Source organism: Aeromicrobium sp. CnD17-E (genome assembly GCF_024124745.1).
In the GTDB taxonomy this organism is placed as follows: Bacteria; Actinomycetota; Actinomycetes; order Propionibacteriales; family Nocardioidaceae; genus Aeromicrobium.
This window is the reverse complement of record NZ_JAMXRU010000005.1, coordinates 44365-59025: the sequence shown is the minus strand read 5'-3', so window position 1 is coordinate 59025 and position 14661 is coordinate 44365. Positions and strand designations below refer to the sequence as shown.

Sequence of the window (14661 nt, the reverse complement as noted above, 5' to 3'; positions counted from 1 at the left end):
TCATCCGACGTTGAACCCCAGGGCGCGCAGCATCTCGCGGCCGTCGTCGGTGATCTTGTCCGGGCCCCACGGCGGCATCCAGACCCACTCGATCCGGAAGTCGTTGACGATCCCGTCAAGGGCGGCGCGGGTCTGGTCCTCGATGACGTCGGTCAGCGGGCAGGCCGCGGAGGTCAGGGTCATCGACAGGACCGTGTTGCTGTGGTCGTCGACGTCGACGCCGTAGACGAGGCCGAGGTCGACGACGTTGATGCCGAGCTCGGGGTCGACGACGTCCTTCATCGCCTCCCAGACGTCCTCGTCCTTCGTCGCCGTCGACACGGCGGACTCCTGCGGGGCGTTCAGGTCGACCTCGGGCAGGTCGGAGTGGTCAGGGGTGCTGGTGGGGTCGCTCATGCGTCCTCCTGGGTGCTGAGAGCCTGGCTGGTGGCGTCCTTGAACGCCATCCACGAGAGCAGCGCGCACTTCACGCGCGCCGGGAACTGGGCGACACCGGCGAACGCGATGCCGTCCTCGAGCACGTCCTCGTCGGGCTCGACCTCGCCCTTGCCCTGCATGAGGGCCTGGAAGGCGTCGAGCGTCGCGAAGGCGTCGTCGACGGGCTTGCCGACCACGAGGTCGTTGAGCACCGACGCCGACGCCTGGCTGATCGAGCAGCCGACGGCGTCGTACGAGACGTCGGAGACGGTGCCGGCGTCGAGGTGGACCCGCAGGGTCACCTCGTCGCCGCACGTCGGGTTGACGTGGTGCACCTCGGACTCGAACGGGTCACGCAGGCCCGAGCCGTGCTTCTGCTTGTAGTGGTCGAGGATGATCTCCTGGTACAGCGCGTCCACCTGGGATGCGTCGGCCATGGTCACCGCCCTCCGAAGTACTGCTGGGTGTGCCGGATCGCCTCGACGAGCGCGTCGATCTCGGCCTCGGTCGTGTACAGGTAGAACGACGCGCGCGTGGTGGACTGCACACCGAACCGCTGGTGCGCCGGCTTGGCGCAGTGGTGCCCGGCGCGGACCGCCACGCCGCGGGAGTCGAGCAGCTGGGCGACGTCGTGCGGGTGCACGTCGTCGAGGGTGAAGCTGATCGCTCCCCCACGCTGCACGGCCTCCCTCGGTCCGACGACCGTCAGGCCGTCGACCTCCTGCATGCGCTCCAGCGCGTAGGCCGTGATCGCCTGCTCGTGCGCGGCCACGTTCTCCATGCCGAGCGCGCTCAGGTAGTCCACCGCGGCACCGAGGCCCACGGACTGCGCGATCGGCGGGGTGCCGGCCTCGAACCGGTGCGGCGGAGCAGCGAACGTCGAACGCTCCATCGTCACGGTCTCGATCATCTCGCCGCCACCGAGGAACGGAGGCAGCGAGGCAAGCAGGTCGTAGCGGCCCCAGAGGACGCCGATGCCCGTCGGGCCGACCATCTTGTGGCCGGTGAAGGCGACGAAGTCGGCGCCGAGGCTGCTGACGTCGACCGGGATCTGCGGCACGGCCTGTGACCCGTCGATGACGACCAGCGCGCCGACCTCGTGGGCCCGGGCGATGACCCGCTCGACCGGGTTGATCGTGCCGAGCATGTTCGAGACCCACGTCAGGGAGACGACCTTGGTGCGCTCGGTGACGAGCGTGTCGAGGTCGTCGAGATCGAGACGCCCCTGGTCGGTCACGCCGAACCAGCGCAGCGTCGCGCCGGTGCGCTCCGTGAGCAGCTGCCACGGCACGATGTTGGAGTGGTGCTCCATCTCGGAGATGACGACCTCGTCGCCCTCCCCCACCGTGCCCGCGTCGCCCAGCACGCGCGCCACCAGGTTCAGCGCCTCGGACGCGTTCTTGGTGAACACGACCTCCTCACGCCGACCGGCGCCGATGAAGCCGGCCACCTTGGTGCGACCCAGCTCGAACGCCTCGCTCGCCTCGGCGCCGAGCTGGTGCATCGCCCGGGCCACGTTCGCGTTGTGCTGCAGGTAGTGCTGCTCGATCGCCTCGACCACCTGGCGCGGCTTGTGGGACGTGTTGGCGCTGTCGAGGTACACCAGCGGGTGGTCGCCCGCCAGCGTGCGCTCGAGGATGGGGAAGTCCTTGCGGACCGCCTCGACGTCGTAAGAGGTCATGATCAGACCGCGGCCTTCACGTACTTGTCGTAGCCCTCCGCCTCGAGCTGGTCGGCCAGCTCGCGACCGCCGGACTCGGCCAGCCTGCCCGCGACGAACACGTGCACGAAGTCGGGCTTGATGTACTGCAGGATCCGCGTGTAGTGCGTGATCAGCAGGACGCCACGGTCACCCTGGTCGGTGTAGCGGTTGACGCCCTCGGACACCACGCGCAGGGCGTCGATGTCGAGGCCGGAGTCGGTCTCGTCGAGCACGGCGAACTTGGGGTTCAGCAGCTCGAGCTGGGCGATCTCGTGACGCTTCTTCTCACCGCCGGAGAAGCCCTCGTTGACGCTGCGCTGCGCGAACGTCGGGTCGAGGGTGACGCGCTCGAGGGCGGCGTTGACGTCCTTGACCCAGGTGCGCAGCTTGGGGGCCTCGCCGTCGATGGCGGTCTTGGCGGTGCGCAGGAAGTTCGCGACGGACACGCCGGGGACCTCGACGGGGTACTGCATCGCGAGGAACAGGCCCGCGCGGGCGCGCTCGTCGACGCTGAGCTCGAGGATGTTCTCGCCGTCCAGCAGGACCTCGCCGTCGGTGACGGTGTACTTCGGGTGGCCGGCGATCGAGTACGCGAGCGTCGACTTGCCCGAGCCGTTCGGGCCCATGATGGCGTGGACCTCGCCGCTGTTGACCGTGAGGTCGACGCCGCGCAGGATCTCCTTCGCGCCGTCCTCGGTGTTGACCGAGACGTGCAGGTTCTTGATCTCGAGGGTGCTCATGTGGTTCAGCTCCTGGTGGGGGCGGACACGTCGACCAGGACGCGTCCGTCGGTGATGGTCGTGGGGTAGGTGGGGACGGCCTCGGTGGCCGGCAGGTTGAGGGGCTTGCCGGTGCGGGCGTCGAAGCGCGACCCGTGCAGCCAGCACTCGATCTCGCAGCCCTCCACCTCCCCCTCCGACAGCGGGATGGCGGCGTGCGAGCACTCGTCGCGGATCGCGTAGACCGCGTCGCCCTCGCGCACCAGCGCGACGTCGACGCCGTCGACGGTCACCGCGGTCGCGGTCCCCTCGACGAGGACGTCGAGGGGTGCCGCGAACTGGGGTCCGGACTCGGGCATCGCTCAGCCGACCTTGCTCAGGTCGGCACCGGCCAGCTCGGACTCGATCGCCTCCACGAGCCGCTCCTGCAGCTCGGGCACGCCGATGCGTCGGATGATGTCGTTGAAGAAGCCGTGCACGACGAGACGACGCGCCTCGGCCTCCTCGATGCCCCGGCTCTGCAGGTAGAACAGGTGGTTGTCGTCGAAGCGGCCGGTGGTGCTGGCGTGACCGGCACCGGCGATGTCGCCGGTCTCGATCTCCAGGTTCGGCACGGAGTCGGCCTTGGCGCCGTCGGTGAGCACGAGGTTGTCGTTCTGCTCGAACGTCTCGATGCCCTCGGCCACCTTGCGGATGAGCACGTTGCCGACCCAGACGGTGTGCGCGTCCTGGCCCTGCAGCGCGCCCTTGTACTCGACGTTGCTCTTCGTGCGCGGCGCCGTGTGGTCGACGAACTGGCGGTGCTCGATGTGCTGGCCGGCGTCGGCGAAGTAGACGCCGAGGAGCTCGGCGCTGCCGCCGGGCCCCGCGTAGTCGACGTTCACGTTGGTGCGCACGAGGTCGCCGCCGAGGCTGACCTCGAACGCGCGGACCGACGCGTCGCGACCGACGCGCACGTTGTACTGGCCGGCGTGCACGGCGTCGTCGGCCCAGTCGTTGACCGTGACGAGGTCGAGCGAGGCGCCGTCGCCGACGACGACCTGGGTGAACGCGTCGTACGTCGCGCTGCCCGCGTGGTCGACGACCACCGTGGCCTTCGCGTGCGTGCCGACGCGGACCACGACGTGGCCCCAGACGGTCGAGTCGACGGAGTCGCCCGTGAGCGTCAGCCGCACGGGCTCGCTGAGCTCGAGGTTGGCGGGCACATCGAGCAGCACCGCTCCCCCGGCGTTCGCCACGGCGAGCGCGCCGAGCCGGTCGAAGGGGGCGTTGACGGCCAGGGCCTGCGCCTCGGCCGTGCTGATCTCGGTGAGCGTGACGCCCTCGGGCAGCTGCTGCTCCCACGTGAGGTGCGCGTCGGAGGGGGTGCCGTCGAGCAGGCCACGCAGCCGCTTCAGCGGCGTGAAGCGCCAGATCTCCTCCAGGCCTGTGGGCACCGGGTGCGCCGCGACGTCGTAGGACGGCTCGGGGTGCAGGTGGGACTCGACGTGGTCGAGCTCCAGGGCCTGACCGATGTTCTCGACCGTGCGGTCGGTGTCGACGAGGGTCATCAGCCGACGGCTCCTTCCATCTGCAGCTCGATGAGGCGGTTCAGCTCGAGCGCGTACTCCATCGGGAGCTCCCGCGCGATGGGCTCGACGAACCCGCGGACGATCATCGCCATGGCCTCGTCCTCCTCCATGCCGCGCTGCATGAAGTAGAAGAGCTGGTCGTCGCTCACCTTGGAGACCGTGGCCTCGTGACCGAGCGTCACGTCGTCCTCACGGACGTCGACGTACGGGTACGTGTCGGACCGGCTGACCTGGTCGACGAGCAGCGCGTCGCACTTGACCGTGCTGGCCGAGCCGTACGCGCCCTCCATGACCTGCAGCAGGCCGCGGTAGGAGGTGCGACCGCCACCGCGGGCCACCGACTTGCTCAGGATCGAGCTCGACGTGTGGGGAGCCGCGTGCACCATCTTGGCACCGGCGTCCTGGTGCTGGCCCTCGCCCGCGAAGGCGATCGACAGCGTCTCGCCGCGGGCGTGCTCGCCCATCAGGTAGACGGCCGGGTACTTCATGGTGACCTTCGAGCCGATGTTGCCGTCGACCCACTCCATGGTCGCGCCGGCCTCGCACGTCGCGCGCTTGGTGACCAGGTTGTACACGTTGTTCGACCAGTTCTGGATCGTCGTGTACCGGACGCGGGCGTTCTTCTTGACGATGATCTCGACGACCGCGGAGTGCAGCGAGTCGCTCGAGTAGATCGGCGCCGTGCAGCCCTCGACGTAGTGGACGTAGGAGTCCTCGTCGGCGATGATCAGCGTCCGCTCGAACTGGCCCATGTTCTCGGTGTTGATGCGGAAGTAGGCCTGGAGCGGGATGTCGACGTGGACACCCTTGGGCACGTAGATGAACGAGCCGCCGGACCACACCGCCGTGTTCAGTGCGGAGAACTTGTTGTCACCGACGGGGATGACGGTGCCGAAGTACTCCTCGAAGATCTCCGGGTGCTCCTTGAGCGCCGTGTCGGTGTCGAGGAAGAGGACGCCCTTCTCCTCGAGGTCCTCACGGATCGAGTGGTAGACGACCTCGGACTCGTACTGCGCGGCGACGCCGGCGACGAGCCGCTGCTTCTCGGCCTCGGGGATGCCGAGGCGGTCGTAGGTGTTCTTGATGTCCTCGGGCAGGTCCTCCCACGAGGCGGCCTGCTTCTCCGAGGAGCGCACGAAGTACTTGATGTTGTCGAAGTCGATGTCCTCGAGCCCCGCGCCCCACGTGGGCAGCGGCTTGCGGTCGAAGAGCCGCAGACCCTTCAGGCGCAGGTCGAGCATCCACTGCGGCTCGCTCTTCTTCGCGGAGATGTCGCGCACGATCTCCTCGTTGAGGCCGCGTTGGGCGTTGGCACCCGCGTCGTTCGCGTCGGACCAGCCGAACTCGTAGCGGCCGACGTCCTTGAGCCCGGGGTTGAGCTCTTCGATCGAGTTGGTCGTCATGACGACACCCTCTCTGTGGTGGGACCTGTGGCTTGGGTCGTGGGATGGGGCAGGTGGGTCGTGCACACGCCGTCGCCGTGGGCGATCGTCGCGAGGCGCTGGACGTGGGAGCCGAGCAGGTCGGCGAACATCGCCGTCTCGGCCTCGCACAGCTGGGGGAACTCGGCCGCCACGTGCGCGACCGGGCAGTGGTGCTGGCAGATCTGCGCACCGGCCGGGGTCGTCCCGGCCGACGCGGCGAACCCGTCGGCGCTCAGCGCGTCGGCGAGCACCCGAGGACGCTCCTCGACGGGCGCGGCCTCGACGAGCGGGCGGTACTTCTCGGTGAGGGCGCGCAGACGTCGGGCCGCGAACGCGGCGACCGCCTCGTCGCCCGCGGTCTCCGACAGGAAGCGGAGTGCGTCGGCGGCGAGGTCGTCGTAGGAGTGCGCGAAGGTGTCGCGGCCGGCGTCGGTGATGACGAAGACCTTGGCGGGACGGCCTCGACCCCGACGCGCCGTCGAGCGCGGCTGGCGCTGGGCGAGGACGCCGTCCGCCAACAGCTGCTCGAGGTGACGCCGCACGGCGGCGGGCGTGAGGCCCAGCCGCTGGGCGAGGTCGGCTGCGGTCGACGGACCGTGCTCCAGGATCGACGTCGCAACGCGCTCGCGCGTGGGGGCGTCGTCGACGGTCGTCGACTCCATCTCCTCGGCGCGCATGTATTTCACAACACCAGTGTGCCGTTATTGATTCCGGCCGTTCAAAGAAGGCAACCCTCACCCGCGTTCGGCACGCTCGCCCCGGACGGGTCGCGGTCCTAGGGTGCTGTCATGGCAGCGAAGTCACCGGCGGTCGTCGTCGACGCGGACGGACGCGAGGTGAGGGTCTCCAGCGCCGACCGGGTGATCTACCCGGCGTCCGAGCACGGACCGGAGGTCACCAAGCTCGAGGTCGTCGAGTACTACGTCGCGGTCGGCGACGGCATCGTCCGCGCCCTGCGCGACCGCCCGACCGCGCTGGAGCGGTGGCCCAAGGGCGTGCAGCCCGGCATGACGCTCACGGCCCGTGAGGCCACCCACGGACGTGGTCCGCAGGGCGACGCGTTCTACCAGAAACGGGTCATGCGCGGCATGCCCGACTGGGCGCCGTCGGTGCGTGTGCACTTCCCCACCGGACGCACCGCCGAGGAGCTCTGCCCCGACCACGTCGCCGTCGTGGCGTGGGCCGCGCAGATGGGCACCATCACCTTCCACCCCGGCCCGGCCCGACGCGGCGACCTGGACCGCCCCGACGAGCTGCGGATCGACCTCGACCCGCACGGCGACACCGGCTTCGTCGACGCCGTCCGGGAGGCCGGCACCGTGCAGGAGCTGCTCGGCGACCTCGGCCTGCGTGGCCACGTGAAGACCAGCGGCAAGAACGGCGTGCACGTGTACGTCCGGGTCGAGCCGCGATGGACCTTCACCGACGTCCGGCACGCCGCCATCGGCCTCGGCCGTGAGCTCGAGCGACGCAGCGACCGCGTGACCACGGCCTGGTGGAAGGAGGAGCGCGGCGACCGGATCTTCGTCGACGTCAACCAGAACGCCCGCGACCGCACCATCGCATCGGCCTACAGCCTCCGCCCCAAGCAGGGAGCCCCCGCGTCGTTCCCGCTGCGGTGGGACGAGCTCGCCGACGTCGACGACCCGATGGCCTTCACGCTGCGCACGATCCCCGGCCTCCTCGCGGAGCGCGGCGGCGACGCCTGGGCCGACATCGACGACGACCCCCAGTCGCTCGAGCCGTTGCTCGACCTATGGCGCGCCGACCTCGAGCGCGGTCTCGGCGACCTGCCCTATCCCCCGGAGTACCCCAAGATGCCCGGCGAGCCGAAGCGGGTGCAGCCCAGCAAGGACACGCGCAACAAGCAGGGCTGAGGTCCGGGCGCGCTGCGACGGTGGACGATCCACCGCCCGACGCCAGCTCCCCCAGAGCGGTGAGCTCTCCACCGTCTGGGCACTGACAAGGTGGAGGATCCGCCGCCCGACTCCGCCTGCCTTGAGCGGTGGATGCTTCACTGCCCGGACGCGCATTCCGTGGAGGATCCACCGCTCGGGGGCGACCGTCGATCGAAGCGTCAGCGGTCGGGCCGCTCGCCCGCGCGGCACTGGGCGAGCAGCTTCTCGATGCGGGCGAGGCGGGTCGACTCCCGCTTGGCCGTGGCGAGCTGGGTGAGTGCGAAGAGCCGGGCGCTCGGCGGCAGGGCGTCCCAGAAGGCGCGGGCCGCGGGGTCGGCGTCGAGGCCGGCACGCAGCGCGTCCGGCTCCTCGCCCTGCTCGGGTCCGACGAGGACGGTCCAGGAGCCGTCGGCCCGCGCGGTGTCGACCACGGCCTGGCCGGGCGGACGCATCCGCCCCTCCTCGACCAGCCGGGCCACGCGGGCCCGGTTCGACGCGGCCCACGCGCTCCCCCGCCGACGTGGCGACATCCAGATCGCGGCGCCCCGCCCGTCCACGGCGCCGCGGACCCGACCGTCGATCCATCCCCAGCAGAGGGCCTCGCAGACCGCGTTCTCGTACGACAGCGCGTCGTCACCCTCGGCGCCGCGGGCCGTCATCTCCAGCCACACGCCGCGAGCGTCGCCGTGGTGCTCCCGCAGCCACTCGTGCCACGCCGTCAGCGACCCGGGAGCCACCTGCTCCGCCTCGTCCATCACGCCCACGAGGACACCGTAGGACCCCGCGCCGACACAGCGCCGACCTCAGGCCGCCTCGCGCGGGACGCGTCACGCGTCGACCGCCCGTCGTAGGCTGACCGCGTGGAGCTGACGAGCAAGGAGGCGCTGGGGCAGGGCGACGAGGTCCTGCACCTCGACGACCCCAAGGCGCTGCGGCAGGACTTCACCCGCTTCATGCTCCGGCACCGGTTCGCGATGGAGGAGGTCGTCACCAAGCTGACGATCCTGCGCGACGAGTTCGCGCTCATGCACGACACGAACCCCATCGAGCACATCGCGTCGCGGCTCAAGTCGCCCGACAGCCTCGCGGAGAAGATGGGCCGCAAGGGCACGCTGCCGACGTTCGAGTCGATCCGCGAGACCATCACCGACATCGCGGGCGTGCGCGTCACGTGCAGCTTCGTCTCCGACGTCTACCGCGTGCACGAGCTGCTCACGTCGCAGGACGACCTGACCGTCCTCGACGTCCGCGACTACATCGCCTCGCCCAAGGCCAACGGCTACCGCAGCCTGCACCTGCTGCTCGAGGTGCCCGTGTACCTGTCGGACGGTCCCGTCCCGGTCACGGTCGAGGTGCAGCTGCGCACGATCGCCATGGACTTCTGGGCCAGCCTCGAGCACAAGATCCACTACAAGTACCGCGGCGCCGTCCCTGACGACCTCGCCGAGCGCCTCTGCGACGCCGCCGACTCCGCGCACGCCCTCGATGCCCGCATGGAGGCGCTGCACGACGAGGTGCGCCACCTCGGCGAGGACGGCGTCGAGACGCTGCCCGCCGAGGTGCGCGACGACCTCATCGCGGGCGACGAGCTGCTGCCGTCCGAGGCGCTGCTGGAGCAGCTGCGCCGCCTCGGCGAGCGACCGGGTCGCTAGGCGAGCACGTCACCGAGGTCGTAGGACACGACCTCCTCGAGCTGGGCGTACGTGCACGACGTCGGCTCCCGGTCCGGACGCCAGCGCTTGAACTGCGCCGTGTGGCGGAACCGGCCCTCCTCGCCGCGTCCCTCCATGTGCTCGTAGCCGACCTCGACCACGCGCTCCGGGCGCAGCGGCACGAACGAGAGGTCCTTCGTGCCGGTCCAGCGACTCTGCCCGCCCGGCAGCCGGCCGTCCTCGTGGGCCTGCGCGGTCTGCCAGGCACCCCACGGGTGCTCCGACAGCTCCGCCCGCAGGGGCGCGAGCTCGGCCGCCAGCTCGGCCCGGCGCGTCGCGGTGAACGAGGCGCAGACGCCGACGTGCTGCAGGCGGCCGTCGTCGGTGTACAGCCCCAGCAGCATCGACCCGAGCAGCGGCTGCTCGGGCGTCGACGTCTTGTGCAGCCGGTACCCGGCGACCACGACGTCGGCCGTGCGGGCGTGCTTGACCTTGAGCATGGTGCGCCCGTTCGGGGTGTACGGGGCGTCGAGCCGCTTCGCCACGACCCCGTCGAGACCCGCACCCTCGAACTGCTCGAACCAGCGTCCGGCCTCGGCACTGTCCCGCGTCGTGCGCGTGACGTGGACCGGTGCCTCCACGTCGGAGAGGGCCGCCTCGAGCACGGCCCGGCGCTCGTGCAGCGGCGCGTCAAGGTACGACGTGTCGTCGAGCGCCAGCAGGTCGAACACGACGAGGCTCGCGGGCGTCTCCTCGGCGAGCAGGCTCACCCGCGAGGCCGCCGGGTGGATGCGCTGCGACAGCGTGTCGAAGTCGAGCCGGTCGCCGACCACCGTCACGATCTCGCCGTCCACGACGCAACGCTCGGGGAGCTGCGCCAGCACCGCCGCGACGACGTCGGGGAAGTAGCGGGTCAGGGCCTTGGTGGACCGGCTGGCGATCTCCACCTCGTCGCCGTCGCGGAAGACGACGGCCCGGAACCCGTCCCACTTCGGCTCGAACAGGTAGCCACCGTCGACGGCATCGGCGGCGGGCACCCCCTTGACCGACCTGGCGAGCATGGGCTGCAGCGGCGGCATGACGGGCAGGTCCATCGCACCAGGCTACGGTGCCCCGGACCACCCGCCGGGCGACGATCTCTAGACTGACGGGGTGAAGCACCCTCCCGTCGACGGCTCCGTCGGCGCCGCCGTCGAGATCCACGACCTCGTCGTCCGCTACGGCGACGTCACCGCGGTCGACGGGCTCACGCTCTCGGTCGGCACCGGCACGGTCACGTCGGTCCTCGGGCCGAACGGTGCCGGCAAGACCAGCACGGTCGAGACCTGCGAGGGCTTCCGGCGCGCGACGTCGGGCACGGTCCGCGTGCTCGGCCTCGACCCGGTCCGCGACGCGGCAGCGCTGCGGCCTCGCGTGGGCGTGATGCTGCAGGCCGGTGGCGCGTGGTCGGGCGTGCGGGCTCACGAGATGTTGCGCCACGTGGCGTCGCTGCACGCCCACCCGCTCGACGTCGACGCCCTCGTCGAGCGCCTCGGGCTCGGGTCGTGCGGCCGCACCGCCTACCGTCGCCTGTCCGGCGGCCAGCAGCAGCGGCTCGGCCTGGCGATGGCCGTCGTCGGCCGCCCGGAGCTGGTCTTCCTCGACGAGCCGACCGCCGGGCTCGACCCCCAGGCACGTCGCGCCACGTGGGACCTGCTCGACGAGCTGCGCGCGAGCGGCGTCACGGTGGTCCTCACGACGCACTTCATGGACGAGGCCGAGACGCTCAGCGACGTCGTGCACATCGTCGACGCCGGACGCGTCATCGCCAGCGGCTCCCCCGCCGACCTCGTGCGCTCAGGCGCCGAGAACACCGTCCGGTTCGCGGCCCGACCCGGGCTCGACGTCGACGCGCTCATGACCGCGCTGCCCGCCGACACCAAGGTGCGGGAGACCGCCGCCGGGCAGTACGTCGTCATCGGCACCGTCGACCCCGGCCTCCTCGCCACCCTGACCGCCTGGTTCGCCGGCCAGGGCGTGCTCGCGGAGTCGGTGCTCGTGGAGAAGCAGACGCTCGAGGACCGGTTCCTCGACCTCACCGGACGGGCCCTGCGATGAGCCTCGACCTCTCGCCGCGTCCTGGCGCGGCCCGCACCCCCGCCATGCTCGCCGCGCAGGCCCGCATGGAGCTGCGCCTGCTCGCCCGCAACGGCGAGCAGCTCCTCATCACGCTCGTCGTCCCCCTGCTGCTCCTCGTGGCCGGCACCCGCTCGGGCAAGGTCGTCGACCTCGGGGCGGGCCGTCCGATCGACATCATCACGCCCGGCGTGCTCGGGCTGGCCGTGCTCTCCACGTCGTTCACGTCGCTGGCGATCGCGACCGGCTTCGAGCGTCGCTACGGGGTGCTCAAGCGGCTGGGCGCGTCGCCGCTGCCGCGCTGGGGCCTGCTCGTCGGCAAGGTCGCCGCGGTGGTCGTGGTCGAGGTCGTGCAGCTGGTGCTGCTCGCGTCGGTGGCCCTCGCGCTCGGCTGGTCGCCCGCCGGCGGGGTGGCCCCGTGGCTGTGGCTCGTGGTGCTCGCCGTCCTCGGCACCGCCGCGTTCGGCTCGCTCGGCCTGCTCATCGCGGGCACGCTGCGCGCGGAGGCCACGCTCGCCGTCGCGAACCTCGTGTACGTGCTCCTCCTGGTCGGCGGCGGGCTCATCGTGCCGCTCTCGCGCTACCCCGACGGCGCGCAAGGACTGCTGCAGCTGCTGCCGTCCGGCGCGCTCGGCGAGGGCCTGCGCACGGCGTTCGACGCCGGCACCGTCGACCTGCTCCCCCTCGTGGTGCTCGCGGCCTGGGCGGCCGTCGGCACCGCCCTGACCGCAAGGACGTTCCGATGGGAATGACGCTCGGTCTTCGGACCCCCACCCGCGACGTCGTCGAGCGCTGGGCCTGGGCCAGCCTGGTCGCGAACACGGTCATCATCCTGACCGGCGGGCTGGTCCGCCTCACCGCCTCCGGGCTCGGGTGCCCCACGTGGCCGCGCTGCACCGACGAGTCGTTCGTGCCGCACCGCGCCCTGGGTCTGCACGGCCTGATCGAGTTCGGCAACCGGCTGCTCACCTACGTGCTCATCGCCATCGCGATCGGCACGGTCGTCGCGGTGTGGCGCTGGTCCGAGGGTCGTGGCCTGCGTCGTCTCGCGGTCGTGCTGGCCGTCGGCATCCCGTTCCAGGGCGTCATCGGCGGCATCACCGTGCTGACCGACCTCAACCCCTGGATCGTCGCGCTGCACCTCGTGCTCTCCCTGTTCCTGGTGGCGGGCTCCACCTGGCTGCTCCTGCGCGTGCGTGGCGACGTCGCCGACGACGTGCCGGTGCTCGCCCGTCGTCTCGTGCTGGCCACGTACGCGACGCTCTGGGTCGTCGTCTACCTCGGCACGGTCGTCACCGGGAGCGGGCCGCACGCCGGCGACGTGAACGCACCGCGCAACGGGCTCGACCCGCGCCTCTGGAGCCACGTGCACGCCTGGGGCGTCTACGTCCTCGTCGCCCTGACGATCGTGACCATCCTCGTGCTGCGGCGCAGCGGCACCAGCCCGCTCGCCGTCCGAGCGGCCACGCTGCTGCTGGTCGCCGAGCTGGCGCAGGGCGTCATCGGCTTCGTGCAGTACTTCACGGACCTGCCGATCGCGCTGGTCGCGGTGCACCTCGTCGGTGCTGCGGTGCTGGTGTCGGTCGGTACCCGACTCGTGGTGCTCACCCGCACCCGCGTGCGCGAGCCCCAGCTGCAGCACTGACCGTGACGACGTGGCCCCGATCCGGAGCGATCAAGGGCCACGTCTTCACGGTCAGCGGGGTCACGGTCAGCGGGGGCGGGTCATGCTGAGGCAGCCCTCGACGTCGGGCTCCGGGTGGGTCACGACGAAGCCGCAGCGCGTGTAGAAGCGCACGCCGACGTCGTTGCCGGCCATGACGCGCAGGTGCAGCGGGGCGCCAGCAGTGGCGTGCCGGGCGACGGCGTCGACGAGGCGGTCCGCCACGCCGGTGCCTCGCACGGCGGGCGCCACCCACATGCCGAGCAGCTCGTGGTCCGCGCTCACGCCCGCGGTGCCGACGTCGGTCCCGTCGAGGCAGGCCACGTAGGTGACGACCGCCTCGAGGCGCTCACGCCACCGCGCCTCGACGTCGAGGTCGCTCAGCCAGCGGTGCGCCGACGCGGCGAACGCGTCAGGGTCGCTGCGCAGCGCGGCCTGGCGGACGGTGCGGAACCGCCGCCAGTCGTCCGGGCCGAGCCGCTCGACGCTCAGCGCAGGAACGGGTCGACCGCCGCGGCGACGAACAGCAGCGCGAGGTAGGCGTTGGAGAAGTGGAAGAGCCGCATCGGCTTGATCACCGACAGCTCCTCGGTGTCCTTCGCGCGCGAGCGCAGGTCGTACGCCTCGACCAGGAACACGATGCCCAGCAGGATCGCGACACCCGTGTAGAACCAGCCCATGCCGGCGACCGGCCAGAGTGCGAGCGACGTCGCGACCATGACCCACGAGTAGACGACGATCTGGCGCGACACCGTGGCGGCGCTGGCCACCGACGGCAGCATCGGCACGCCGGCGGCCGAGTAGTCGTCGCGGTAGCGCAGGCCGAGGGACCAGAAGTGCGGCGGGGTCCAGAAGAAGACGACGAGGAACAGCACGAAAGGCGGCCAGGCCAGCTCGTTCGTGACGGCGGTCCAGCCGATGAGCGCCGGGAAGCAGCCGGCAGCCCCGCCCCACACGATGTTCTGCGGCGTGCGGCGCTTCAGCAGCATCGTGTAGCCGACGACGTAGAAGACGTTGGCGGCGAGCGCGAGCCCGGCCGAGAGCCAGTTGACCAGCAGGCCGAGCCACAGGGTCGAGACGACGGCGAGGGCCAGCCCGAACCAGAGCGCGCCCGCGGTGGAGACACCGTGGCGCGGCAGCGGTCGGCGCGACGTGCGCCGCATCTTCTGGTCGATGTCGGCGTCGAACACGCAGTTGAGCGCGTTGGCGCTGCCCGCGGAGAGCGTCCCGCCGACGACGGTCGCGACGATCAGCCAGAACGAGGGCACGTCGCGTGCGGCGAGGAACATGACCGGCACGGTCGTCAGGAGCAGCAGCTCGATGATGCGCGGCTTCATCAGCGCCACGTACGCGTTGAGCACGTCGACCGGACCGCTGCGACGGACCTGGCTGGACGTCACCACGCGGGTGTCCGCGCCAGCGCCGTCGGCCGGGGTCGACGAGGGGTCGTTGCGGCTGCTCGACCGAAGTGCACTCACCTGGCAGAGTCTAGACGCTCGG

The 14661-nt window shown here is 71.2% G+C and carries 17 protein-coding genes; 5 read left to right on the top strand and 12 right to left on the bottom strand.

What is annotated here, in order from left to right; all coding sequences use genetic code 11:
• From NH339_RS02350 to NH339_RS02315, 8 genes are read right to left on the bottom strand one after another with little or no spacing between them, the layout of a single operon-like run.
• Complete coding sequence (locus tag NH339_RS02350) at positions 1–396, bottom strand: metal-sulfur cluster assembly factor (protein WP_256474858.1); 396 nt, start codon at positions 394–396, stop codon at positions 1–3.
• Positions 393–854 carry a Fe-S cluster assembly sulfur transfer protein SufU gene (gene sufU, locus NH339_RS02345; protein WP_067857627.1) on the bottom strand — a complete coding sequence of 154 codons (462 nt, stop codon included), beginning with the start codon at positions 852–854 and terminating at the stop codon, positions 393–395. The genes NH339_RS02350 and sufU overlap by 4 nt, the downstream gene beginning before the upstream one ends.
• Before the next feature lie 2 nt (positions 855–856).
• Positions 857–2098: a cysteine desulfurase gene (locus NH339_RS02340; RefSeq protein WP_256474857.1), complete on the bottom strand. Its 1242-nt coding sequence runs from the start codon at positions 2096–2098 to the stop codon at positions 857–859.
• Positions 2099–2100: 2 nt separating this feature from the next.
• The gene (gene sufC, locus NH339_RS02335) at positions 2101–2859 is read right to left on the bottom strand and encodes a Fe-S cluster assembly ATPase SufC (protein WP_067857633.1); all 759 of its coding nucleotides are present in this window, start codon (positions 2857–2859) and stop codon (positions 2101–2103) included.
• 5 nt (positions 2860–2864) lie between these two features.
• The gene (locus NH339_RS02330) at positions 2865–3197 is read right to left on the bottom strand and encodes a non-heme iron oxygenase ferredoxin subunit (protein ID WP_253022086.1); all 333 of its coding nucleotides are present in this window, start codon (positions 3195–3197) and stop codon (positions 2865–2867) included.
• A gap of 3 nt (positions 3198–3200) precedes the next feature.
• Entirely contained in the window at positions 3201–4388 is a 1188-nt protein-coding gene (sufD, locus tag NH339_RS02325) for a Fe-S cluster assembly protein SufD (protein WP_253022084.1), read from the bottom strand.
• On the bottom strand, positions 4388–5812 hold the full coding sequence (sufB, locus tag NH339_RS02320; RefSeq protein ID WP_067857641.1) for a Fe-S cluster assembly protein SufB: 1425 nt from the start codon (positions 5810–5812) through the stop codon (positions 4388–4390). Before sufB ends, sufD begins: the two co-directional genes overlap by 1 nt.
• A complete protein-coding gene (locus NH339_RS02315; RefSeq protein ID WP_253022117.1) occupies positions 5809–6510 on the bottom strand; it encodes a metalloregulator ArsR/SmtB family transcription factor in 702 nt (233 codons plus the stop codon). The genes sufB and NH339_RS02315 overlap by 4 nt, the downstream gene beginning before the upstream one ends.
• Positions 6511–6621: 111 nt before the next feature.
• Here NH339_RS02315 and NH339_RS02310 point away from each other — a divergent pair, with 111 nt between their 5' ends.
• Positions 6622–7710, top strand: a complete 1089-nt coding sequence (locus NH339_RS02310; RefSeq protein WP_253022082.1) for a DNA polymerase domain-containing protein — start codon at positions 6622–6624, stop codon at positions 7708–7710.
• Between the two features lie 200 nt (positions 7711–7910).
• On the opposite strand, the gene NH339_RS02305 is transcribed toward NH339_RS02310, so the two are convergent.
• Positions 7911–8486 (bottom strand): YdeI family protein, encoded by a 576-nt coding sequence (locus NH339_RS02305; RefSeq protein WP_253022114.1) that lies wholly within the window; start codon positions 8484–8486, stop codon positions 7911–7913.
• 105 nt (positions 8487–8591) lie between these two features.
• Between NH339_RS02305 and NH339_RS02300 the strand changes: the two genes are divergently transcribed.
• Positions 8592–9383 carry a GTP pyrophosphokinase family protein gene (locus NH339_RS02300; RefSeq protein WP_253022080.1) on the top strand — a complete coding sequence of 264 codons (792 nt, stop codon included), beginning with the start codon at positions 8592–8594 and terminating at the stop codon, positions 9381–9383.
• Here NH339_RS02300 and NH339_RS02295 read toward each other — a convergent pair.
• Complete coding sequence (locus NH339_RS02295) at positions 9380–10477, bottom strand: ATP-dependent DNA ligase (RefSeq protein WP_253022078.1); 1098 nt, start codon at positions 10475–10477, stop codon at positions 9380–9382. The two genes, NH339_RS02300 and NH339_RS02295, sit on opposite strands and share 4 nt — an antisense overlap.
• A gap of 58 nt (positions 10478–10535) precedes the next feature.
• On the opposite strand from NH339_RS02295, the gene NH339_RS02290 reads away from it, so the two are divergent.
• From NH339_RS02290 to NH339_RS02280, 3 genes are read left to right on the top strand one after another with little or no spacing between them, the layout of a single operon-like run.
• On the top strand, positions 10536–11480 hold the full coding sequence (locus NH339_RS02290; protein WP_253022075.1) for an ABC transporter ATP-binding protein: 945 nt from the start codon (positions 10536–10538) through the stop codon (positions 11478–11480).
• Entirely contained in the window at positions 11477–12250 is a 774-nt protein-coding gene (locus tag NH339_RS02285) for an ABC transporter permease (RefSeq protein ID WP_253022072.1), read from the top strand. Before NH339_RS02290 ends, NH339_RS02285 begins: the two co-directional genes overlap by 4 nt.
• On the top strand, positions 12241–13143 hold the full coding sequence (locus NH339_RS02280; protein ID WP_253022070.1) for a heme A synthase: 903 nt from the start codon (positions 12241–12243) through the stop codon (positions 13141–13143). The genes NH339_RS02285 and NH339_RS02280 overlap by 10 nt, the downstream gene beginning before the upstream one ends.
• A gap of 66 nt (positions 13144–13209) precedes the next feature.
• On the opposite strand, the gene NH339_RS02275 is transcribed toward NH339_RS02280, so the two are convergent.
• On the bottom strand, positions 13210–13545 hold the full coding sequence (locus NH339_RS02275) for an N-acetyltransferase (RefSeq protein ID WP_256474868.1): 336 nt from the start codon (positions 13543–13545) through the stop codon (positions 13210–13212).
• Between the two features lie 104 nt (positions 13546–13649).
• The gene (locus NH339_RS02270; RefSeq protein WP_374208164.1) at positions 13650–14639 is read right to left on the bottom strand and encodes a heme o synthase; all 990 of its coding nucleotides are present in this window, start codon (positions 14637–14639) and stop codon (positions 13650–13652) included.
• Positions 14640–14661 lie beyond the last annotated feature (22 nt).